At 49.4% G+C, this 15,713-nt stretch carries 15 protein-coding genes; 7 read left to right on the forward strand and 8 right to left on the reverse strand.

The annotated features are described in order from the left end of the window. The first annotated feature begins 176 nt into the window (after nucleotides 1–176). Genes gacA through F941_RS15815 form a run of 3 tightly spaced genes read left to right on the forward strand, consistent with a single transcriptional unit; the run spans nucleotide 177 to nucleotide 3,829 of the window. Nucleotides 177–812: a response regulator transcription factor GacA gene (gacA, locus tag F941_RS15805; RefSeq protein ID WP_005013391.1), complete on the forward strand. Its 636-nt coding sequence runs from the start codon at nucleotides 177–179 to the stop codon at nucleotides 810–812. Nucleotides 813–832: 20 nt separating this feature from the next. Beyond that, nucleotides 833–2,398, forward strand: coding sequence for a sensor histidine kinase (locus F941_RS15810; protein ID WP_005013394.1), 1,566 nt, complete (start codon nucleotides 833–835; stop codon nucleotides 2,396–2,398). A gap of 18 nt (nucleotides 2,399–2,416) precedes the next feature. Next, the gene (locus F941_RS15815) at nucleotides 2,417–3,829 is read left to right on the forward strand and encodes a sigma-54-dependent transcriptional regulator (protein ID WP_005013400.1); all 1,413 of its coding nucleotides are present in this window, start codon (nucleotides 2,417–2,419) and stop codon (nucleotides 3,827–3,829) included. Nucleotides 3,830–3,842: 13 nt separating this feature from the next. Here the strand turns inward: F941_RS15815 and F941_RS15820 are convergent, their stop codons facing one another. The 4 genes from F941_RS15820 to lptF all read right to left on the reverse strand — a co-directional run bounded on the left by F941_RS15820 (nucleotide 3,843) and on the right by lptF (nucleotide 8,886). After that, complete coding sequence (locus tag F941_RS15820; protein ID WP_005013404.1) at nucleotides 3,843–5,015, reverse strand: S41 family peptidase; 1,173 nt, start codon at nucleotides 5,013–5,015, stop codon at nucleotides 3,843–3,845. Between the two features lie 27 nt (nucleotides 5,016–5,042). Beyond that, the gene (gene gpmI / locus F941_RS15825) at nucleotides 5,043–6,590 is read right to left on the reverse strand and encodes a 2,3-bisphosphoglycerate-independent phosphoglycerate mutase (RefSeq protein WP_005013407.1); all 1,548 of its coding nucleotides are present in this window, start codon (nucleotides 6,588–6,590) and stop codon (nucleotides 5,043–5,045) included. Between the two features lie 122 nt (nucleotides 6,591–6,712). Beyond that, on the reverse strand, nucleotides 6,713–7,783 hold the full coding sequence (lptG, locus tag F941_RS15830; protein ID WP_005013410.1) for an LPS export ABC transporter permease LptG: 1,071 nt from the start codon (nucleotides 7,781–7,783) through the stop codon (nucleotides 6,713–6,715). 2 nt (nucleotides 7,784–7,785) lie between these two features. After that, on the reverse strand, nucleotides 7,786–8,886 hold the full coding sequence (gene lptF, locus F941_RS15835; protein ID WP_005013411.1) for an LPS export ABC transporter permease LptF: 1,101 nt from the start codon (nucleotides 8,884–8,886) through the stop codon (nucleotides 7,786–7,788). Between the two features lie 159 nt (nucleotides 8,887–9,045). Here lptF and F941_RS15840 point away from each other — a divergent pair, with 159 nt between their 5' ends. From F941_RS15840 to F941_RS15855, 4 genes are all read left to right on the forward strand, one after another. Beyond that, the gene (locus tag F941_RS15840; RefSeq protein ID WP_005013413.1) at nucleotides 9,046–10,494 is read left to right on the forward strand and encodes a leucyl aminopeptidase; all 1,449 of its coding nucleotides are present in this window, start codon (nucleotides 9,046–9,048) and stop codon (nucleotides 10,492–10,494) included. After that, nucleotides 10,487–10,894 (forward strand): DNA polymerase III subunit chi, encoded by a 408-nt coding sequence (locus F941_RS15845; RefSeq protein ID WP_005013416.1) that lies wholly within the window; start codon nucleotides 10,487–10,489, stop codon nucleotides 10,892–10,894. The genes F941_RS15840 and F941_RS15845 overlap by 8 nt, the downstream gene beginning before the upstream one ends. A gap of 35 nt (nucleotides 10,895–10,929) precedes the next feature. Continuing rightward, nucleotides 10,930–11,559, forward strand: a complete 630-nt coding sequence (blhA, locus tag F941_RS15850) for a cell division protein BlhA (protein WP_005013417.1) — start codon at nucleotides 10,930–10,932, stop codon at nucleotides 11,557–11,559. A gap of 133 nt (nucleotides 11,560–11,692) precedes the next feature. Further along, the gene (locus F941_RS15855; RefSeq protein WP_005013419.1) at nucleotides 11,693–11,911 is read left to right on the forward strand and encodes a hypothetical protein; all 219 of its coding nucleotides are present in this window, start codon (nucleotides 11,693–11,695) and stop codon (nucleotides 11,909–11,911) included. Nucleotides 11,912–11,977: 66 nt separating this feature from the next. On the opposite strand, the gene F941_RS15860 is transcribed toward F941_RS15855, so the two are convergent. The 4 genes from F941_RS15860 to ribD form a co-directional block, all read right to left on the reverse strand. Beyond that, a complete protein-coding gene (locus F941_RS15860; protein ID WP_005013422.1) occupies nucleotides 11,978–12,523 on the reverse strand; it encodes a VTT domain-containing protein in 546 nt (181 codons plus the stop codon). 121 nt (nucleotides 12,524–12,644) lie between these two features. After that, on the reverse strand, nucleotides 12,645–13,304 hold the full coding sequence (locus F941_RS15865) for a riboflavin synthase (protein WP_005013424.1): 660 nt from the start codon (nucleotides 13,302–13,304) through the stop codon (nucleotides 12,645–12,647). Nucleotides 13,305–13,328: 24 nt separating this feature from the next. Then, nucleotides 13,329–14,621: a DNA adenine methylase gene (locus tag F941_RS15870; protein ID WP_005013427.1), complete on the reverse strand. Its 1,293-nt coding sequence runs from the start codon at nucleotides 14,619–14,621 to the stop codon at nucleotides 13,329–13,331. After that, a complete protein-coding gene (ribD, locus tag F941_RS15875) occupies nucleotides 14,618–15,706 on the reverse strand; it encodes a bifunctional diaminohydroxyphosphoribosylaminopyrimidine deaminase/5-amino-6-(5-phosphoribosylamino)uracil reductase RibD (protein WP_005013428.1) in 1,089 nt (362 codons plus the stop codon). The genes F941_RS15870 and ribD overlap by 4 nt, the downstream gene beginning before the upstream one ends. Nucleotides 15,707–15,713 lie beyond the last annotated feature (7 nt).

Below are 15,713 nucleotides of genomic sequence, written 5' to 3' on the forward strand. Positions count from 1 at the left end.
GCCTATTGCCTCTAATATGCCGTACATTGACGCAATAGAGAACAAATTACGTTCAAAGAAAGTTTAATAAGTTCTCCATTTTTGATAAGAATAGCATTGCTAATTTTGTCGTTTCATTGCAAGCTTATTTTGCTTTATGTAACAAAAAAAACGATTTTCAGACAGGGAGAGTACAGGTGATCACAGTTTTAGTTGTAGATGACCATGAATTGGTACGCACAGGGATTTGCAGAATGCTCGAAGACCATGCAGAAATTCAGGTTATTGGCCAAGCTGAATCTGGTGAAGAAGCAATTTCCTTAGTCCGCCAGCACCACCCGAATGTCGTGCTGCTGGATGTCAATATGCCGGGGATTGGCGGTGTAGAAACGACACGCCGTTTGCTGCAGACTGCGCCAGAAACCAAAGTGCTGGCGGTCAGCGGCTTAGCAGAAGAGCCTTACCCATCCTTATTGCTGAAAGCGGGCGCCAAAGGCTACATTACCAAAGGCGCTCCGGTCACTGAAATGGTGCGCGCCATCAATAAAGTCATGCAGGGCGGAAAATATTTCAGTGCGGATATTGCCGAGCAGTTGGCCAGCTCTTATTTGTCGGATACACAGCAATCCCCTTTTGACGCTTTGTCGGAACGTGAAATGCAAGTTGCGATGATGGTGGTGAATTGCATCAGCGCGCAGGAAATTGCGGACAAGCTGTTTGTCAGCGTAAAAACCGTCAACACTTACCGATACCGTATTTTTGAAAAGCTGAATCTTGACAGTGATGTCAAATTGACACATTTAGCCATTCGTTATGGACTCATTAAACCTTAATTCATTACTTTGCAGGTCACATGAGTCAGCGCCCCAATCTTTCAGAACTTAATCAATATCATCTGGGCATTTGGTACAGCGCTTACCGTTTTATTATCAGCAGCTGCCTGCTGATTATTTTTTTATTTACCTATAACCAGCTCAATAATCAGTATCAGTATCCTAAGCTTTATCTCTATGTGTTAACGATTTATGTCATCGTGAACAGCCTGCAATTTTTTGCACTGAATAAAATCAAAACCGCCATCCCGAAGCAGATGATCTTGATTTTTTTTGCCGATGTTACAGCATTAAGCCTGCTGACTTTGGCATTGGATGGCCCTAACCTGCATATCAGCCTGCTGTTTGTCATCACCATTTTCGCCGCATCAATTCTGCTGGATGCGAGAAAAGCGCTGGTGATTACCCTGATTGCTGTGATCAGTGTGATTTATCAGCTCTTTTTAGGCTCTATTTTAGACTTTGCCTCACTGCGCAATATTGGCAACAGCGCCCTGCTGGCCTTCTTATTCTTTGTGGTGTACGGATGCGGGCAAATTGCCGTGCGGCGCTTCCAGATTCTGGAAAATTTGAACTTTTCACAGTCGATCGAATTGCACCAGCTGCAAAATATCAACCGCTATATTTTGGAACAGATTGAAACCGGCTACCTGGTCTTGGACGAAAACTGCCATGTGGTGCTCAGCAACCCTGCCGCCTGCCATTTGCTTGGCATCTCTGCAGCCTACAGCGCAGATAAATATCCCCTGTATATGACTCAGCCTGATTTATTCGAATTGCTGAAATTTGAAGACCTCAAAGATGGCGAAAAGTTTCAGTTTGAATCTCAGCAAAGCCTTTACCATATTCATGTCCATGTGAAGAAACTGATTGTGCCGCATCAGCTGCTGACGCTTTTGGTGCTGCAGGATGCGCAAAAGCTGAACCAGCAGGTGCAGCAGCTGAAGCTGGCCGCTCTGGGCCAGCTGTCCGCCAGCATTGCCCATGAAATCCGCAACCCTTTGGCGGCTATTGTCCAGGCTAATGAACTGCAAAACGGCAGCGGCCCTGCCCAGCAGCAGATGCTCAGCAAAATGATCAGCAAGCAGGCGCAGCGCATTGACAGCATTGTGCAGGATACGCTGAATATGGTGAAAAACCGTGAAACCCATGCTGTGCAGCTCTGCTTGAACCGCTTTATACCGCAGCTGATTCAGGAGGATTTAGCGGATGTGCAAAAGAAAATTCAGCTGAATATACAAAAAGACTGCCTGATTTCTTTTGATGAAGCGCAATTGCGTCAAGTGCTGATTAACCTCATCAGAAATGCAATCCGCCACAATGACGCAGATGCGCCTTTTATTGAGCTCAATATTTATCCGCATGAGAAGATTATCAGGCTGGATGTGCGGGATTTTGGCCGCGGCGTTGCTGTTCAGCACCGCACTTCGCTATTTCAGCCTTTTTTCAGTACCGAAATTACAGGAACTGGTTTAGGATTGTATCTTGCGCACAGCTTCTGTGAAGCCAATCAGGCTCAGCTGGCTTATGTAGAACAACAACGGGGCGCCTGCTTTAGGCTGATTTGCCAGCGTGCAGCGATTTAATTTTTTTGGGGTGAAATTGTGGAAAAACGGCCACTGGTCTTACTGGTAGACGATGAAGAAGACTTGTGTCTGCTCATGCAGATGTCTCTGTCACGCATGGGTATTGATACGCACAGCGCGCATTGCCTCAGCGATGCCAAAAAATGTCTGGCTGAACATGCCTATGACGCCTGCTTAACCGATCTGAATTTGCCGGATGGCAACGGCCTGCAGCTATTGGAATGGATCAATGAACATGGTCCAAGCCTGCCTGTTGCAGTATTGACCGCTTATGGCAATATGGAAATCGCTATCGCAGCCTTAAAAGCAGGCGCATTTGATTTTGTCAGCAAACCGGTGAACCCGAAGCATCTGGAGCAGCTGCTGCAAAAAGCGCTGAACAAGCCTGCTGAGCCTAGACAGCTGCAAACCGATGCGCTGGAGCACAAAATGCTGATCGGGCAGTCACAGCCGATGCAGCAGCTGCGGGTCACGCTGAAAAAGATCGCCCGCTCGCAGGCGCCTGTCTTTATTACAGGCGAGTCCGGCACAGGCAAAGAAGTGGTTGCCAATTTAGTGCACCGGCTAAGCAACCGCAATGAAGGCCCGTTCATTGCCATTAACTGCGGCGCGATTCCCACTGAATTGATGGAAAGCGAACTCTTCGGCCATAAAAAAGGCAGTTTTACCGGCGCCACTCAAGACAAGCAGGGCTTAATTCAGTCCGCACACGGCGGCAGTTTATTTTTAGATGAAATTGCTGAATTGCCGCTCAGCATGCAAGTCAAACTGCTGCGCGCGGTGCAGGAAAAGCGCATCCGCCCTGTCGGTTCAGATGCTGAAATTGATGTCGATTTCCGCGTCATCAGCGCCAGCCACCAAGATTTGGAAGCTTTGGTACAGCAAGGCAAGTTCCGTCAGGATCTGTTCTTCCGCATTCATGTCATGGACTTGATCTTGCCGCCGCTGCGTGAGCGCGGTGAAGATATCTTGCTTCTGGCGCAGCATTTTATTCACAAAATCAGTTCAGAATGGGACATCCCGGCCAAGCAGCTGACCGCCCGCGCAAAAGAGTTTCTGACGGGGCAGTATTACCCGGGAAATGTGCGTGAATTGCGCAATATCATTGAACGCGCCATAACCCTAAGCGATGACGGCAATATCGATTTGCCTCAGCTGCAAAGCGCGCCGCAGCGTCAAATGGCGCAGCTGTTTGCATCATCTGCAGAACCTTCCTTGCACAATGGCTTGACTGATCCGCCTCAGAACGCCAAAAAACTGCCCGAAGAAGGTTTAGAAATTTTTCTGGAAAAAATTGAAAAAGAAATTTTGCTGAATGCGCTGAATTTAACACATTGGAATAGAACTGTCGCCGCCAAAAAACTCGGCATGACGTTCCGGTCTTTGCGTTACCGTTTAAAGAAATTCGGCCTGGATACAGATGAGGACTAAACCCTCATCCGCTTTATTTCTGAAGCAGCAGCAAATCTGCAACATGTTCAATATAGCTCTCCTCCCGCATATCATGCGGGATCGGATAGCTCAGATTGGGCTGAATGCCAGTGCCTTCAATCATGCGCCCATTTGGCGTATAGTACTGCGAAACCGTCATCTGCAGCGCTGCGCCGTTGCTCAGTGGAAATAATTTCTGAACCACACCTTTGCCGTAGCTTTTTTCGCCGGCCACCCATGCGCGCCCATGCTCTTTCATCGCCGCTGTAAACACTTCCGCGGCAGATGCTGAACGGCTGTTAATTAAAATCCCTACTTTCAAATTTTGAAATTCAAAGCTGGGCAAAGCCTGAAACTGCTGATCGCCTTCGGAACGGCTTTTGGTCGACACAATGACGCCTTGATTTAAAAATAAATCGGCCGATTCCACTGCCGCTGACAGCAAACCGCCAGGGTTATTGCGCAGGTCAAACAGCACCGCTTTTAATTTGGATGACGCATGGCTTTCAATCAAGCGCTTCACTTCATTGGCGGTGTCCTGCTGAAACACTTTAATATGCAGCACCAGCACCTGATTATTCAGCAACCGGGACTCAATATCCGTTTCAATTTTAGTATTGCGCACCAAATTCATCGGCAAACTGTTGGCGGACAGCTGCAGGCTGAGCGTCGAGCCAATTGCGCCATCTAAAACATGCTTTACCTGATCCTGATTCAGCTTCTTCAGTTCCTGATCTTCAACTTTATACACCGTCACGCCATTTTTCAGGCCCAGCTTAGCCGAGTCCGCATCCGGCTTTAAATTATGAATCACCCAATGCTGCAGCGCCGCATCAAAGCGCAGATCAAAATCAACCGTGGCTAAATCGCCCTCCGTATATTGCAGGAGCTGTTTATAGTCTTCTGGCGACAAATATCTGGAATAGCGGTCTAAGCCGCTCAATAAGCCTTTGATGGCTTGCTGGAACAGTTCATCGTCATTTTTTTCTTTGACATAATTATCTTTGACGATGCCGTAAATTTGCACAAACTGCTGAATGGATTCGACAGGAACCTCTTGGTAAGTTGCCTCGAACTCCCCGTCAAAATCATCTGAAGCAGGCGCTTTGCCTGCTCCCCATGTCAAATGGCCCGCGCACATCAGTGTGGTAAAAAGTACCGCAGACCGCCAATGCGCTTTCGCCATTCCTCTATCCTTGCATATGCTTAATGCTTAAGCCTTCACGTGTATTAAATTGCGCCCCTGCATTTCTGCTGGAACCGGCACATTCATTAAGCTCAGCAATGTCGGCGCGACATCCGCCAGCACACCGCCTTCATCAATTTCTGCAGCATTTGGCCCGACATAAATAAACGGCACCAGCTCAGTGGTATGCTGCGTATGCACCTGACCGCTGACATAATCCTGCATCTGCTCCACATTACCATGGTCAGCAGTAATAATCATGTGGCCTTTGTTTGCCATGACCGCGTCATAGACCCGGCCAAGGCAAGTGTCTACCGCTTCAACCGCTTTCACAGCAGCATCAAATACGCCTGTATGGCCAACCATGTCGCCATTGGCATAGTTGACCACCAGCAGGTCAAATTCACCTGAATTAATGGCAGCCACCAGCTTATCCGTCACTTCGTATGCGCTCATTTCCGGCTTCAAATCATAGGTTGCCACGCTTGGAGAAGGAATCAAAATACGCTTTTCGCCTGGATATTCTTCTTCACGGCCGCCGCTGAAGAAGAAGGTGACATGCGCATATTTCTCTGTTTCAGCTATGCGCAGCTGCGTTTTCCCCAAGCCCGACAAGTACTCGCCAATCGAATTCACCAGCGCTTCCGGCATATAGGCTACAGGCGCATCAATGGTTGCTTGATAACGGGTCAGCATGACAAATTTAGACAAAGCTGGGACAGTTTTACGCTCAAAGCCAGCGAAGTCTTTTTCCACAAATGCTTTGGTAATTTCACGCGCGCGGTCTGCACGGAAGTTCATGAAGACAACGCTGTCGCCATCTTGAATTTTCGCAACATCGCCAATGCGGGTCGCTTTCACGAATTCATCAGATTCTTCAGCCGCATACGCCTGTTCCAGGCCTTCAACAGCTGTTGCAGCCGTGCGCAGCGCTTCGCCTTCTGTCAGCAGGCGGTAAGCCTGTTCTACACGGTCCCAGCGGTTATCACGATCCATGGCAAAATAGCGGCCAATCATCGTTGCAATACGGCCTTGGCCAGGATATTGCGCAAACAGCGCATCCAATTTTTCTAAAGACGGCTGCGCGCTTTTTGGCGGCGTATCACGGCCATCCAAGAATGCATGCAGATAGACCTTCGCGCCGCGTTTCAGCGCCAGCTCCGCCATCGCCGCAATGTGGTCTTCATGTGAATGCACGCCGCCTTGCGACAGCAGGCCCATAATATGCACTGCGCCATTGGCTGCTTTGGCTTTTTCTACAGCATCCACCAGCACTTCGTGTTCAAAGAATGCGCCGGTACGGATGTCTTTGGTAATGCGGGTAAAGTCCTGATACAGCACGCGCCCTGCGCCGAGGTTCATGTGCCCCACTTCAGAGTTGCCCATCTGACCATCCGGCAAGCCGACGTCTTCGCCAGAACCTGAAATTAAACCATGCGGATGCTTTGCTTCCATCGCTGTCAAATTAGGGCGTTTCGCCGCTAAGAAGGCATTATCTTTCTCTTCAACACGATGTCCCACACCATCCATAATCACTAAAACGTGAGGGATTTTTTTAGCAGATGCATCCGACATAATTGCACACTCTTCAGGTCTATAAATTAATCACGCTATCTTACCGAATTTTCGGTCAAGACTCTATGATCCCGGCACGGTTAATCCTGTTCAGGAACATAGCTTTCCCCGATACTGACCGCTTATCTTGCGCGGTGCAGCAGGTAGCCGCCAGCTGCAAAAATCAGCGCAATCGGCACAAAAACAAACCATGCAGGCGACGGCGAATAAACCAAACTGGCATAGCCGAGGAAATCCTGCAGATAGAAAAAGCCCAAACCGATGAACAAGGCAATCACCAAGCGGAAGCCCATCGACTGCTGGCGCAGCGGCCCGAAAATAAAGGAACAGGCGATCACCACCAAGGCGATCAGCGCCAGCGGCGAAGCGGCTTTTTGCCAAAATGCCAATTGATAGGTTTTAGGCACTTGGCTGTATTCATTCAAATAGCTCATGAAGCTGACCAGCTGGCTTGGCGACAAATCTTCAGGATCCAGCGTCACCATATGCACATATTTCGGCTGCAGCGCCAAAGACAATGGCAGTTTCGCGCTTTGTTCAAGCACTGCATCGCCGGTTTTCAAAATATCCACTTGCTTGGCATTCTGCAATGTCCAGCTGCCGTCTTTGACAAATTGCCCCAGCTCCGCTTCCAGCGTGCCGCGCAGCCGGTAACTGTCATCAAAATCGACCACTTGAACATTTTTTAACTGGCCTTGCGAATTGGCATAGTCGATATAGATAAAGCGCTGCCCTTCACGCGACCAATAGCCTTTGACTTCACCCAGTTCAGCGGCCGTCCGGTGGCTTTTGATGCTTTCTGATTTCTCATTGGTATAGGGAATCACCCATTCGCTCAAAGCAAAAGATAAAATCACCAAAATGAGTGCAGAACGCATAACCCAACCCACGATGCGCCACAGGCTGATCCCGACAGAGCGCATCACAATCAACTCACTGTTCGACGCCAGCGTACCCAGCCCCAGCACAGCGCCGATCAGCGCCGAAATGGGTAAAATTTCATACAGCGCATGCGGTGCGCCCCACAGCACATACAGGAATGCATCCCATGCGCCATAGCCTTCTGTCAATGAACCTAATTCACCTAAATAAGTAAACAGCACCTGCAGGCTGGACAAGACCGCTGTTGCCCCCATCATCGCGAGCGCGGTGGTTTGGGTCACATGTTTGGCAATAATACGGCGCGCTAACATTGTTAAGACCTCACTCGCTGAATTTGCTTCTTAATTTTCGGCGCGAGTTTTTGCTTGCGCGAGAACAGCGCTGCCGCAACGGCATACGCCAATAAAATCACCGGATAGATCCAGATATCCATCTCACCTTTGGAAATTCGGGTTTTGACGGCCATTAAAGCCACAATCAAGCTGGCGAAAATCAATAACGCCGGGAACAGCTTTAAGTAGCGGCCCTGACGCGGACTGACCTCAGACAAGGCAACAGACAGCATCAGCGCCACCACAATAGAAAATGGCACAAAAATACGCCAGCCCAGCTCGCTGGCAACCACGGGATCCTGACGGTTCTTCCATAATTTTGAGGTTGGCAGCGCTTCTACTTCCGCGCTTTCAAACTTGGCTTCAGCATCATTTTCTAAACGCAGGCGGTAGCTTTGAAATTCAGCCTGCGAATAGCGGGCTTTGCCGGGATAAATTTCGTAACGGCGGCCTTCAGTCAAGTCCACTACACTGGCGGCATCATTTTGCATTTCAACACGGGTGGCTTCCTTCGCCAAAATAATCACATCCGGCTTGCCTTCTTTTTCCGCCCGCTGATAAAAGAAAATATCTTTTAAGTTTCTGCGGTCATCCGATAAATCACCGGCATAAATGGTATAAGGGCCTGAGGAAATAAATTCCTTCGGCCGCACCAAGTCGAAGCCCGTGCGCACCGCCTGGCTGGTGGTCAGCGCTTCAAACTGGCGCAGCCCCCATGGCGATGCCCACATCATCAAAAAAGACTGTATTGCTAAGAAGATGACCGTCATTGGAATCAGCAGGCGCGCCAGCTGATGGCGGCTGATTCCGCTGCCGTTCATCACCGCCATTTCATGGTCGACATACATGCGGCCAAAGACCAGCATCAGGCCAATAAAAAATCCCAGCGGAAAAATTAACGTTAAAAACTCCGGCAGGCGGTAGCCAATGATGCTGAACAGAATGCTTGCATCTAAACGGCCTTGCGCCGCCACGCCAAAGTACTTGATCAGCCGGCCACCCATCATGATCAAGGTCAATAAGGCAATCACAACCAAAGATGTCGAAACAACTTGCTTGACCAGATAACGCCGAATAATCAAATTAATTCTTCCAAAAAGATAAGCGGATAAAACTAGCCCTAGTTTACCCGAATGCTGAAAATAAAAAACCTTTCCCTATGTTGCGCATTGAAACTCTGTTCAGGAAAATGTTTCAATGGTTTAATGGTTTGCAAATTTAAAAAGGCACGAATACCGTCTATGAAACTAACGATTAATACGTCATTCCAAGCGAATGCGTCTAGCCAGTCTTTGTTGATATTAGTAGATTCTGAACACGTTCAAAATGCTGCCGACTCATATCAAATCAATGATTTAAATAAAATAATGGAAGCCGTTCAATATAAAGCGGGCTTCAATGAAACTTTAGCGCTAATCGGTTCAGTCAAAGCCTGCCTCAGCACGGCCCTGATCGGAATTGGCAAAGCGGCAGAACTGCAGCCGGCAAAATTAGCGAAAATTGCACAAACAATTATCAAATCTTCACAAAAAAAATTCCAGCACATCAGCATTGATATTTCAGCGCTTCCGCAAGAATTGCATTATTTATTCGCATTAAGCCTGACGCAGGCCGCTTATGCTTTTGATGAGTACAAATCGAAAAAGAATGAAGGCACCCTTGAGCAGATTCATTTGATTGCTGCGCAAACAGCGCTGACAGAACAGCAGTTAGCCCTGATTGCGGCGATTCAGAATGGCCAGAACTTTACCCGCGACTTGGGCAACCGCCCGGGCAATATCTGTTTCCCTGAATATTTGGCCGAACAGGCGCAGGCTTTGGCGGCGGAATTCCCGGACCTGCTGAAAGTGACCGTGCTGAACGAACAGCAGATGGCTGATTTAGGCATGGGCGCATTCCTTGCCGTCAGCAAGGGGTCAGACCGCCCGGGGCGCATCATTACCCTTGAATATCAAGCCAGCCGTCCGGAAGCGCCTGTTGTCTTAGTCGGCAAAGGCGTGACGTTTGATACCGGCGGCATCTCATTGAAACCTGGCGCCGGCATGGATGAAATGAAATTCGACATGTGCGGCTCGGCTTCTGTACTGGGCACGATCCGCGCATTATGTGAATCTGGGCTGCCGATTCATGTGGTTGGCGCAATCGCTGCTGCGGAAAATATGCCGTCTGGCCATGCAACCCGCCCGGGCGATATTGTGACCACCATGAGCGGTCAAACCGTTGAAATTCTGAATACCGATGCTGAAGGCCGTTTGGTGCTGTGCGACACCTTGACCTATATCAAGCGTTTCAACCCTGCCCTGGTTATTGATATTGCGACCTTGACGGGCGCCTGTGTTGTGGCATTAGGTTCAGTGCTCACCGGCATGTTCACACCGGATGATGAACTGGCGGCGGAAATTTCAGCAGCCGGTCAAACCTCATTTGACCGCGTATGGCGCATGCCGGTCATTGACGACTATCAGGAGCAGCTGGATTCGCCTTTTGCCGACATTGCCAACATTGGCGGGCCTAAAGCAGGCGCAGTAACCGCGGCCTGTTTCCTGCAGCGCTTCACACAGGACTACCGCTGGGCGCATTTGGATATTGCAGGCACAGCATGGAATTCAGGCGCCAATAAAGGCGCAACTGGGCGTCCAGTACCTTTACTGATGCAATTCCTGATCAACCGTACTCAAGCCAATGGCTAAAGTCAGCTTTTATCTGTTTGAAAAAAGCCCCGAACGGCAAGTCGAAAGCGCTTGCCGTTTATGCCGTAAGATTCTGCGTCAATCCGCGCGGATTTGGCTATTGAGCCAAGATGCAGAATTGCGGCAGCAGCTGGATGAACGCCTGTGGAGCTTTGATGCGGCAGGCTTCATTCCGCACGGCATCAATCAGCAGGATGCGCCGGTATGCATTTCAGAGCATCTGCCTGAACAGCAGGATTGGATTGTGTTTAATTTTAACGATCAAGCACTTGAACAATATGCAAATTTTAGTCACATTATTGAAATTATTGAAAACAATGAATCGGCTAAAATTGTAGGCCGTGAAAAATTCAAAAAATACCGCCACTTAGGGATTGAACCGCAGACGTTCAAGCTTTAACTGGTGTTCAATTATCAATTTGAGGAGATGCTGCAGTGGCATTAAATGTTGGTCCAGATTTTAAGCAGCGCTGGTTAAATGTGCCTGAAGCTGTGCGTCAGACCTTTATTGATGACCTTGGACGCATCTGTGATGTACTTCAGCCCGACAGCAATGTCCAGCAATGGCTGGAGCATGATCAAAAAAGGCAAGCGCTGTCTTTTGAACGCATTGAAACAGCATATGCGGAACGCAAAGCGCGGCTGATTGAAGAAGCGCGCATCCGCAAACAGCAGGCACTGGAACGTTCGCTGAAAAAAAAGCGCGACGAACAGCAGGCCTATGCGGAACGGCTGCAGCAGGATGAACTGCGCCAATTTGCAGCGCAGGCGCAAACTCTAGCGCTCATCCGCCAAACAATCGACCGCGATACCCAGACGTATACCTCGCGCTATCATAAAAACCCTGAAAGCGCGCCTTTCAATTTTGCCAAAGGCCTGTCGGTTTCTGATCAAGAAATGCTGTCCGAACTGGAAAGTGTGCGGCTGCGCTTAGAATTGGAAGCCGAAACGCAAATTGAGCAGGCTGTTGCCGCTTTCCGCGCCAAACTGCAGGCGGCAGCGCAGGAAGAAATTGAATATATTTTGAAAAACTCTAATTTTTCAAATGAAATTCCAAAAAGTTAATATTAATTATCATATCAATAACTTTATGTCATTAAATTGACATATTTTTGCAGCACGATGTTCATGCACTCAGCAGAATCTTCTTCTGCATGCCTTTAATCAGCGGACGCACCGCTTTGATCAGGACAGGTAAATGGACATTTTGGACCGCATTTCCAGAACAATTGAAGCCCTCCCTGCTGGAGGGCAATGGACTGTCACCGCACAGGAGCTCTGGATGAGCCGCAGCGATTTTCAATCCATTTCAGCATTTTTAACGCTTGAAGCTCGAAAAGGCCATTTCAGCCTTGCGGCAGCGGATGAACCCTCCATGCGCTTAGGCAGCACGGCCCTGCTGGTGACCAAGCATTAACCAACAGCTCGTTTGATACAGCCCGCTTCTTCGGGCTTTATTGAATTATATCAACCCGTGTTGATTTTAGAATGAATCCGCAACCGCATTGACCGTATGGCCCAAGCCATAGCCGACCCCCAGCAGCAAGCCCAGCCAGAACAAGCTGCCCACCACATTATAAAACGTAAAAACAGCGAAATTCATGCGCGCAGACCCTGCGGCAAAAGGCGCGAAAGAGCGGACAAAAGGGACAAAACGCGCCATTAAAATGGTCTTTCCGCCATGCTTCATAAAATAAGCATTGGTTTTAACCATATATGCAGGCTTGAAATAACGCGAATGCTGATTGAAAAATTTCAGCCCCAGCACACTGCCGGTATAGTAATTAACGGTATATCCCAGCACTGAAGCAATAAACAGCAGGCTGAACATATAATGCAGATGCACCGCGTCTGTAGTAGAACATAAGGCACCAATCGCCAGCAGCAGGCTGTCTCCCGGCAAGAAGAACATGAAAACCGAACCCGTTTCTGCAAAAATCACCAGAAACAAAATGGCGTAAATCCATACACCATATTGGTCCAGCAGCATTGGCAGCCATTGTTCAATATTCATTAAAAAATCAATCATCTACACCTGTCCAAGCGATGTTTCAAGCTATTCCGATCAACATTATGACCCAAAAATACGGCTAAAAACAAAAAAACAGTCTAATTTTTCAACCAGACTGTTTTTATTTTCAGTATTCAGCTTATTTCATGAAGCCATTTTCCGCAAGAAATTCCATGCTGATTCTGGACTGCTGCGGCGCTTGCGCGGCTTTATCCCCCAGCAATAAGCGTTCGATATAGCGCGCTAAAACATCGACTTCTAAATTCACTTTTACACCCGCTTTCCATGTGCCGATATTGGTGCGTTCGGCTGTATGCGGGATCAAATTCAGGCTCAAAATGTTGCCGCGCAGGTGATTGATGGTCAAACTGACGCCATCAACGGTAATCGAGCCTTTCTCAGCAAGATATTTGGCAATTTCGGCCGGCGCAGCCACTTCAAAATAAAGAGAGCGCGCATCTTCACGCACCACGGTAATTTCACCGACCGCATCGACATGGCCGCTGACAATGTGGCCGCCAAAGCGGGTGGTCGGCAGCATGGCTTTTTCCACATTGACAGGATGCCCCGCTTTCCAGCTGCCCAGCGTCGTGCGGTTCAGGCTTTCACGGGAAACGTCTGCAGCATACCAGCTATCGCCCCAGTCAATCACCGTCAGACAGATGCCGTTGGTCGCAATGGAGTCGCCCAAATGCACATCAGACATATCCAGATCGGTTTCTATGCGTAGGCGCACATCGCCGCCCACATTTTGCACACTGGCAACTTTGCCTAAACTTTCAATAATGCCTGTAAACATAGCGTACTCAATTTTTTAAATGGGTTACCACAAGTCCAGCTGAGTGCTGACACCGGAAGTGTCAACACCGCCCAGCTCTGCAAAATGATGCAGCTGGCCGAGCAGCTGGCGGATCGGCGGGCCTGATTTAGCATGGGTATCGGTAATCACAATAAATTCCAATACCCGCGCGCGTTCAGACTGGCGCTGCTTGCTGACGCGGTAGCGCGGCACATCTTGCGTTAACAAAGTCACACGCCCGCGCTTTAAGTTGGCCTGCAGCAGATCGGCCGCTTCAATATTGCCGTCTGTAGAATAGCTGGTCAGAATAAAGCGCGCATTAATTGTTTCCAATAATTTTTCATACGCTTCTTTAGCATGCTTAGACGAGTTATAGGGGCTCGGGCGCTCTTTGCGCCATGCGCGGTCAATCCCGCTCTTAAAGCCTTTGGTATCCGGCGTCGGCAAGTCCACCTGATCCCACAATGTCAGCGCATTCAGCACATGATAGTTGCTGCTGTATGCATGCTGGTTATACGGCGGATCAAGATACGCCACATCCACTTCAAAACTGCTCATTTGGCTGGCCAAATGCTGCGCATCTACACACCACATTTCCGCAGCAGGACGTTTTGGATCGCCAATTTCACAAAAACGGCTCGGCGTCAGCCACAGCAGTGATTCAATCCGCTCCAGCGCAGTTTGAGTTTTGCCGCCCCAGCCATGGTGAAAACTTTTAAATACCCCGCTGGTATTGCTGACGAAGCTAGCCGAATACAGCAGCGGCGCCAGCAAAGCGCTCATTTCCACATCGTCAATCGCACCCTGCGCCTGCCATGCGGCAATTTGCTGGCGGATGGCATCAATACGCATGCCGTTGCGGCGTTTAAAGAACAGGCGGTCGCGCGCCGGATCATAAATTTCATCATTGCGCGGACACAAGTTATGCGTTACCCAGCCCTTCACTTCAGGCAAGCGGTTCAAATAATCAATAGCTTTCTGATAGCCGCCCAGCTCTTTAAACGCAGGCGCATCGACACAGGATAAAATCGCGCTGTTTAAGGCGTGGCTATACGGCTCCCAGTCATTGGCAATGACCCGGTAGCCATTTTGACGGGCAAGGCGCGATACGACCCCAGAACCGGCAAAAAAGTCGGCAAATATCGGCGCCCGGCCATCTTCACGGTTCAGCGTTCCCGTACTTTCCAGCGCTTCTAAAATCAGATGCAGCAAGCGGCGCTTGTTGCCTAAATAAGGAACCAGCTGATGGAAAAGATATTCATCGGTAGTGCGTGCCGCGTGACGGCGTTTGTGATAAACCGCAGACTCTGAGTTCATAGTGTCTCTTGTGAAGGAATAAGCATTAAGCGGATGTCGTTACCCACTTGGGCAATATCCATCAGCTTAAAGCGGAGCTGCTCTGCCATGCGGTCAAATTCCGCATTGAACATCGCGCGTGCTGAACGGCCTAAAAATACCGGCGCAACATAGCTGATCAGTTCATCAACTAATTTTTCCTGCAAAAATGCAGTCGATAGCGTCGCTCCGGCTTCCACCAGCACATCATATATCTGGTACTGCTGGGATAAGCTCTGCAGCAGTGTGTTTAAAGGCTGCACGCTTAATTGCGTGACGCCTAAATCTGCCAGTTCCTGACGGAATGGCCCCATAACCATCAGCATTTCAGGCTGCATCAGTATTTTAGCATTCAAAGGCAGACGCCCCTGACGGTCTAAGACCAGCCGTTTCGGCTGCACAACGCCGCTTAAGTCTTCAGTGTCTTTAAGCTGGCGCACATTCAGCTGGCAGTCATCCGCCAATACCGTTTCAATGCCGGTAATCACGACACCGGAAATGGCGCGCCAATGCTGCACATCCAAACGCGCTTCAGCACCCGTAATCCATTTGGATTCACCGGATGCCATGGCCGTGCGGCCGTCTAAACTGGAGGCGATTTTCAAGCGGACATACGGCATTCCCGTCGCAATGGCTTTTAAAAAGCCTCTGTTTTGCGCCGCGGCCTGCGCTTCACCAATGCCCTGTACGACTTCAATGCCAGCATCTTTTAAAATCTGTACGCCTTTGCCTGCAACCAATGGATTGGGATCTGCACAGGCAATGACGACCCGCGCAATCCCCGATTCCACCAGCCCTTTAGCGCAGGGCGGAGTGCGTCCGTAATGCGCGCACGGCTCTAGAGTCACATAGGCGGTTGCGCCGCGGGCTTGCTCACCCGCTTGCCTGAGGGCAAAAACTTCGGCATGCGGCCCGCCCACCGGCGCTGTTGCGCCGCGCCCAATGATTTGATTATTTTTGACAATTACGCAGCCCACTGCAGGGTTTGGCCGTGTCCGGTAAAGAGCCGAAGCGGCTTCCGTCAATGCAAATTGCATCCAGTCCTGATCAGACTTGGTTTCAGACATGTTGATA

Source organism: Acinetobacter bouvetii DSM 14964 = CIP 107468, assembly GCF_000368865.1.
Lineage (GTDB): Bacteria > Pseudomonadota > Gammaproteobacteria > Pseudomonadales > Moraxellaceae > Acinetobacter > Acinetobacter bouvetii.

What these genes read in the sequence shown, in the direction of transcription:
- ribD (WP_005013428.1), bottom strand. Translation starts at nt 15,706, where the DNA reads ATGTCTGAAACCAAGTCTGATCAGGACTGGATGCAATTTGCATTGACG.
- F941_RS15810 (WP_005013394.1), top strand. Translation starts at nt 833, where the DNA reads ATGAGTCAGCGCCCCAATCTTTCAGAACTTAATCAATATCATCTGGGC.
- F941_RS15840 (WP_005013413.1), top strand. Translation starts at nt 9,046, where the DNA reads ATGAAACTAACGATTAATACGTCATTCCAAGCGAATGCGTCTAGCCAG.
- F941_RS15860 (WP_005013422.1), bottom strand. Translation starts at nt 12,523, where the DNA reads ATGATTGATTTTTTAATGAATATTGAACAATGGCTGCCAATGCTGCTG.
- F941_RS15870 (WP_005013427.1), bottom strand. Translation starts at nt 14,621, where the DNA reads ATGAACTCAGAGTCTGCGGTTTATCACAAACGCCGTCACGCGGCACGC.
- F941_RS15865 (WP_005013424.1), bottom strand. Translation starts at nt 13,304, where the DNA reads ATGTTTACAGGCATTATTGAAAGTTTAGGCAAAGTTGCCAGTGTGCAA.
- gpmI (WP_005013407.1), bottom strand. Translation starts at nt 6,590, where the DNA reads ATGTCGGATGCATCTGCTAAAAAAATCCCTCACGTTTTAGTGATTATG.
- lptG (WP_005013410.1), bottom strand. Translation starts at nt 7,783, where the DNA reads ATGTTAGCGCGCCGTATTATTGCCAAACATGTGACCCAAACCACCGCG.
- F941_RS15855 (WP_005013419.1), top strand. Translation starts at nt 11,693, where the DNA reads ATGGACATTTTGGACCGCATTTCCAGAACAATTGAAGCCCTCCCTGCT.
- F941_RS15845 (WP_005013416.1), top strand. Translation starts at nt 10,487, where the DNA reads ATGGCTAAAGTCAGCTTTTATCTGTTTGAAAAAAGCCCCGAACGGCAA.
- F941_RS15820 (WP_005013404.1), bottom strand. Translation starts at nt 5,015, where the DNA reads ATGGCGAAAGCGCATTGGCGGTCTGCGGTACTTTTTACCACACTGATG.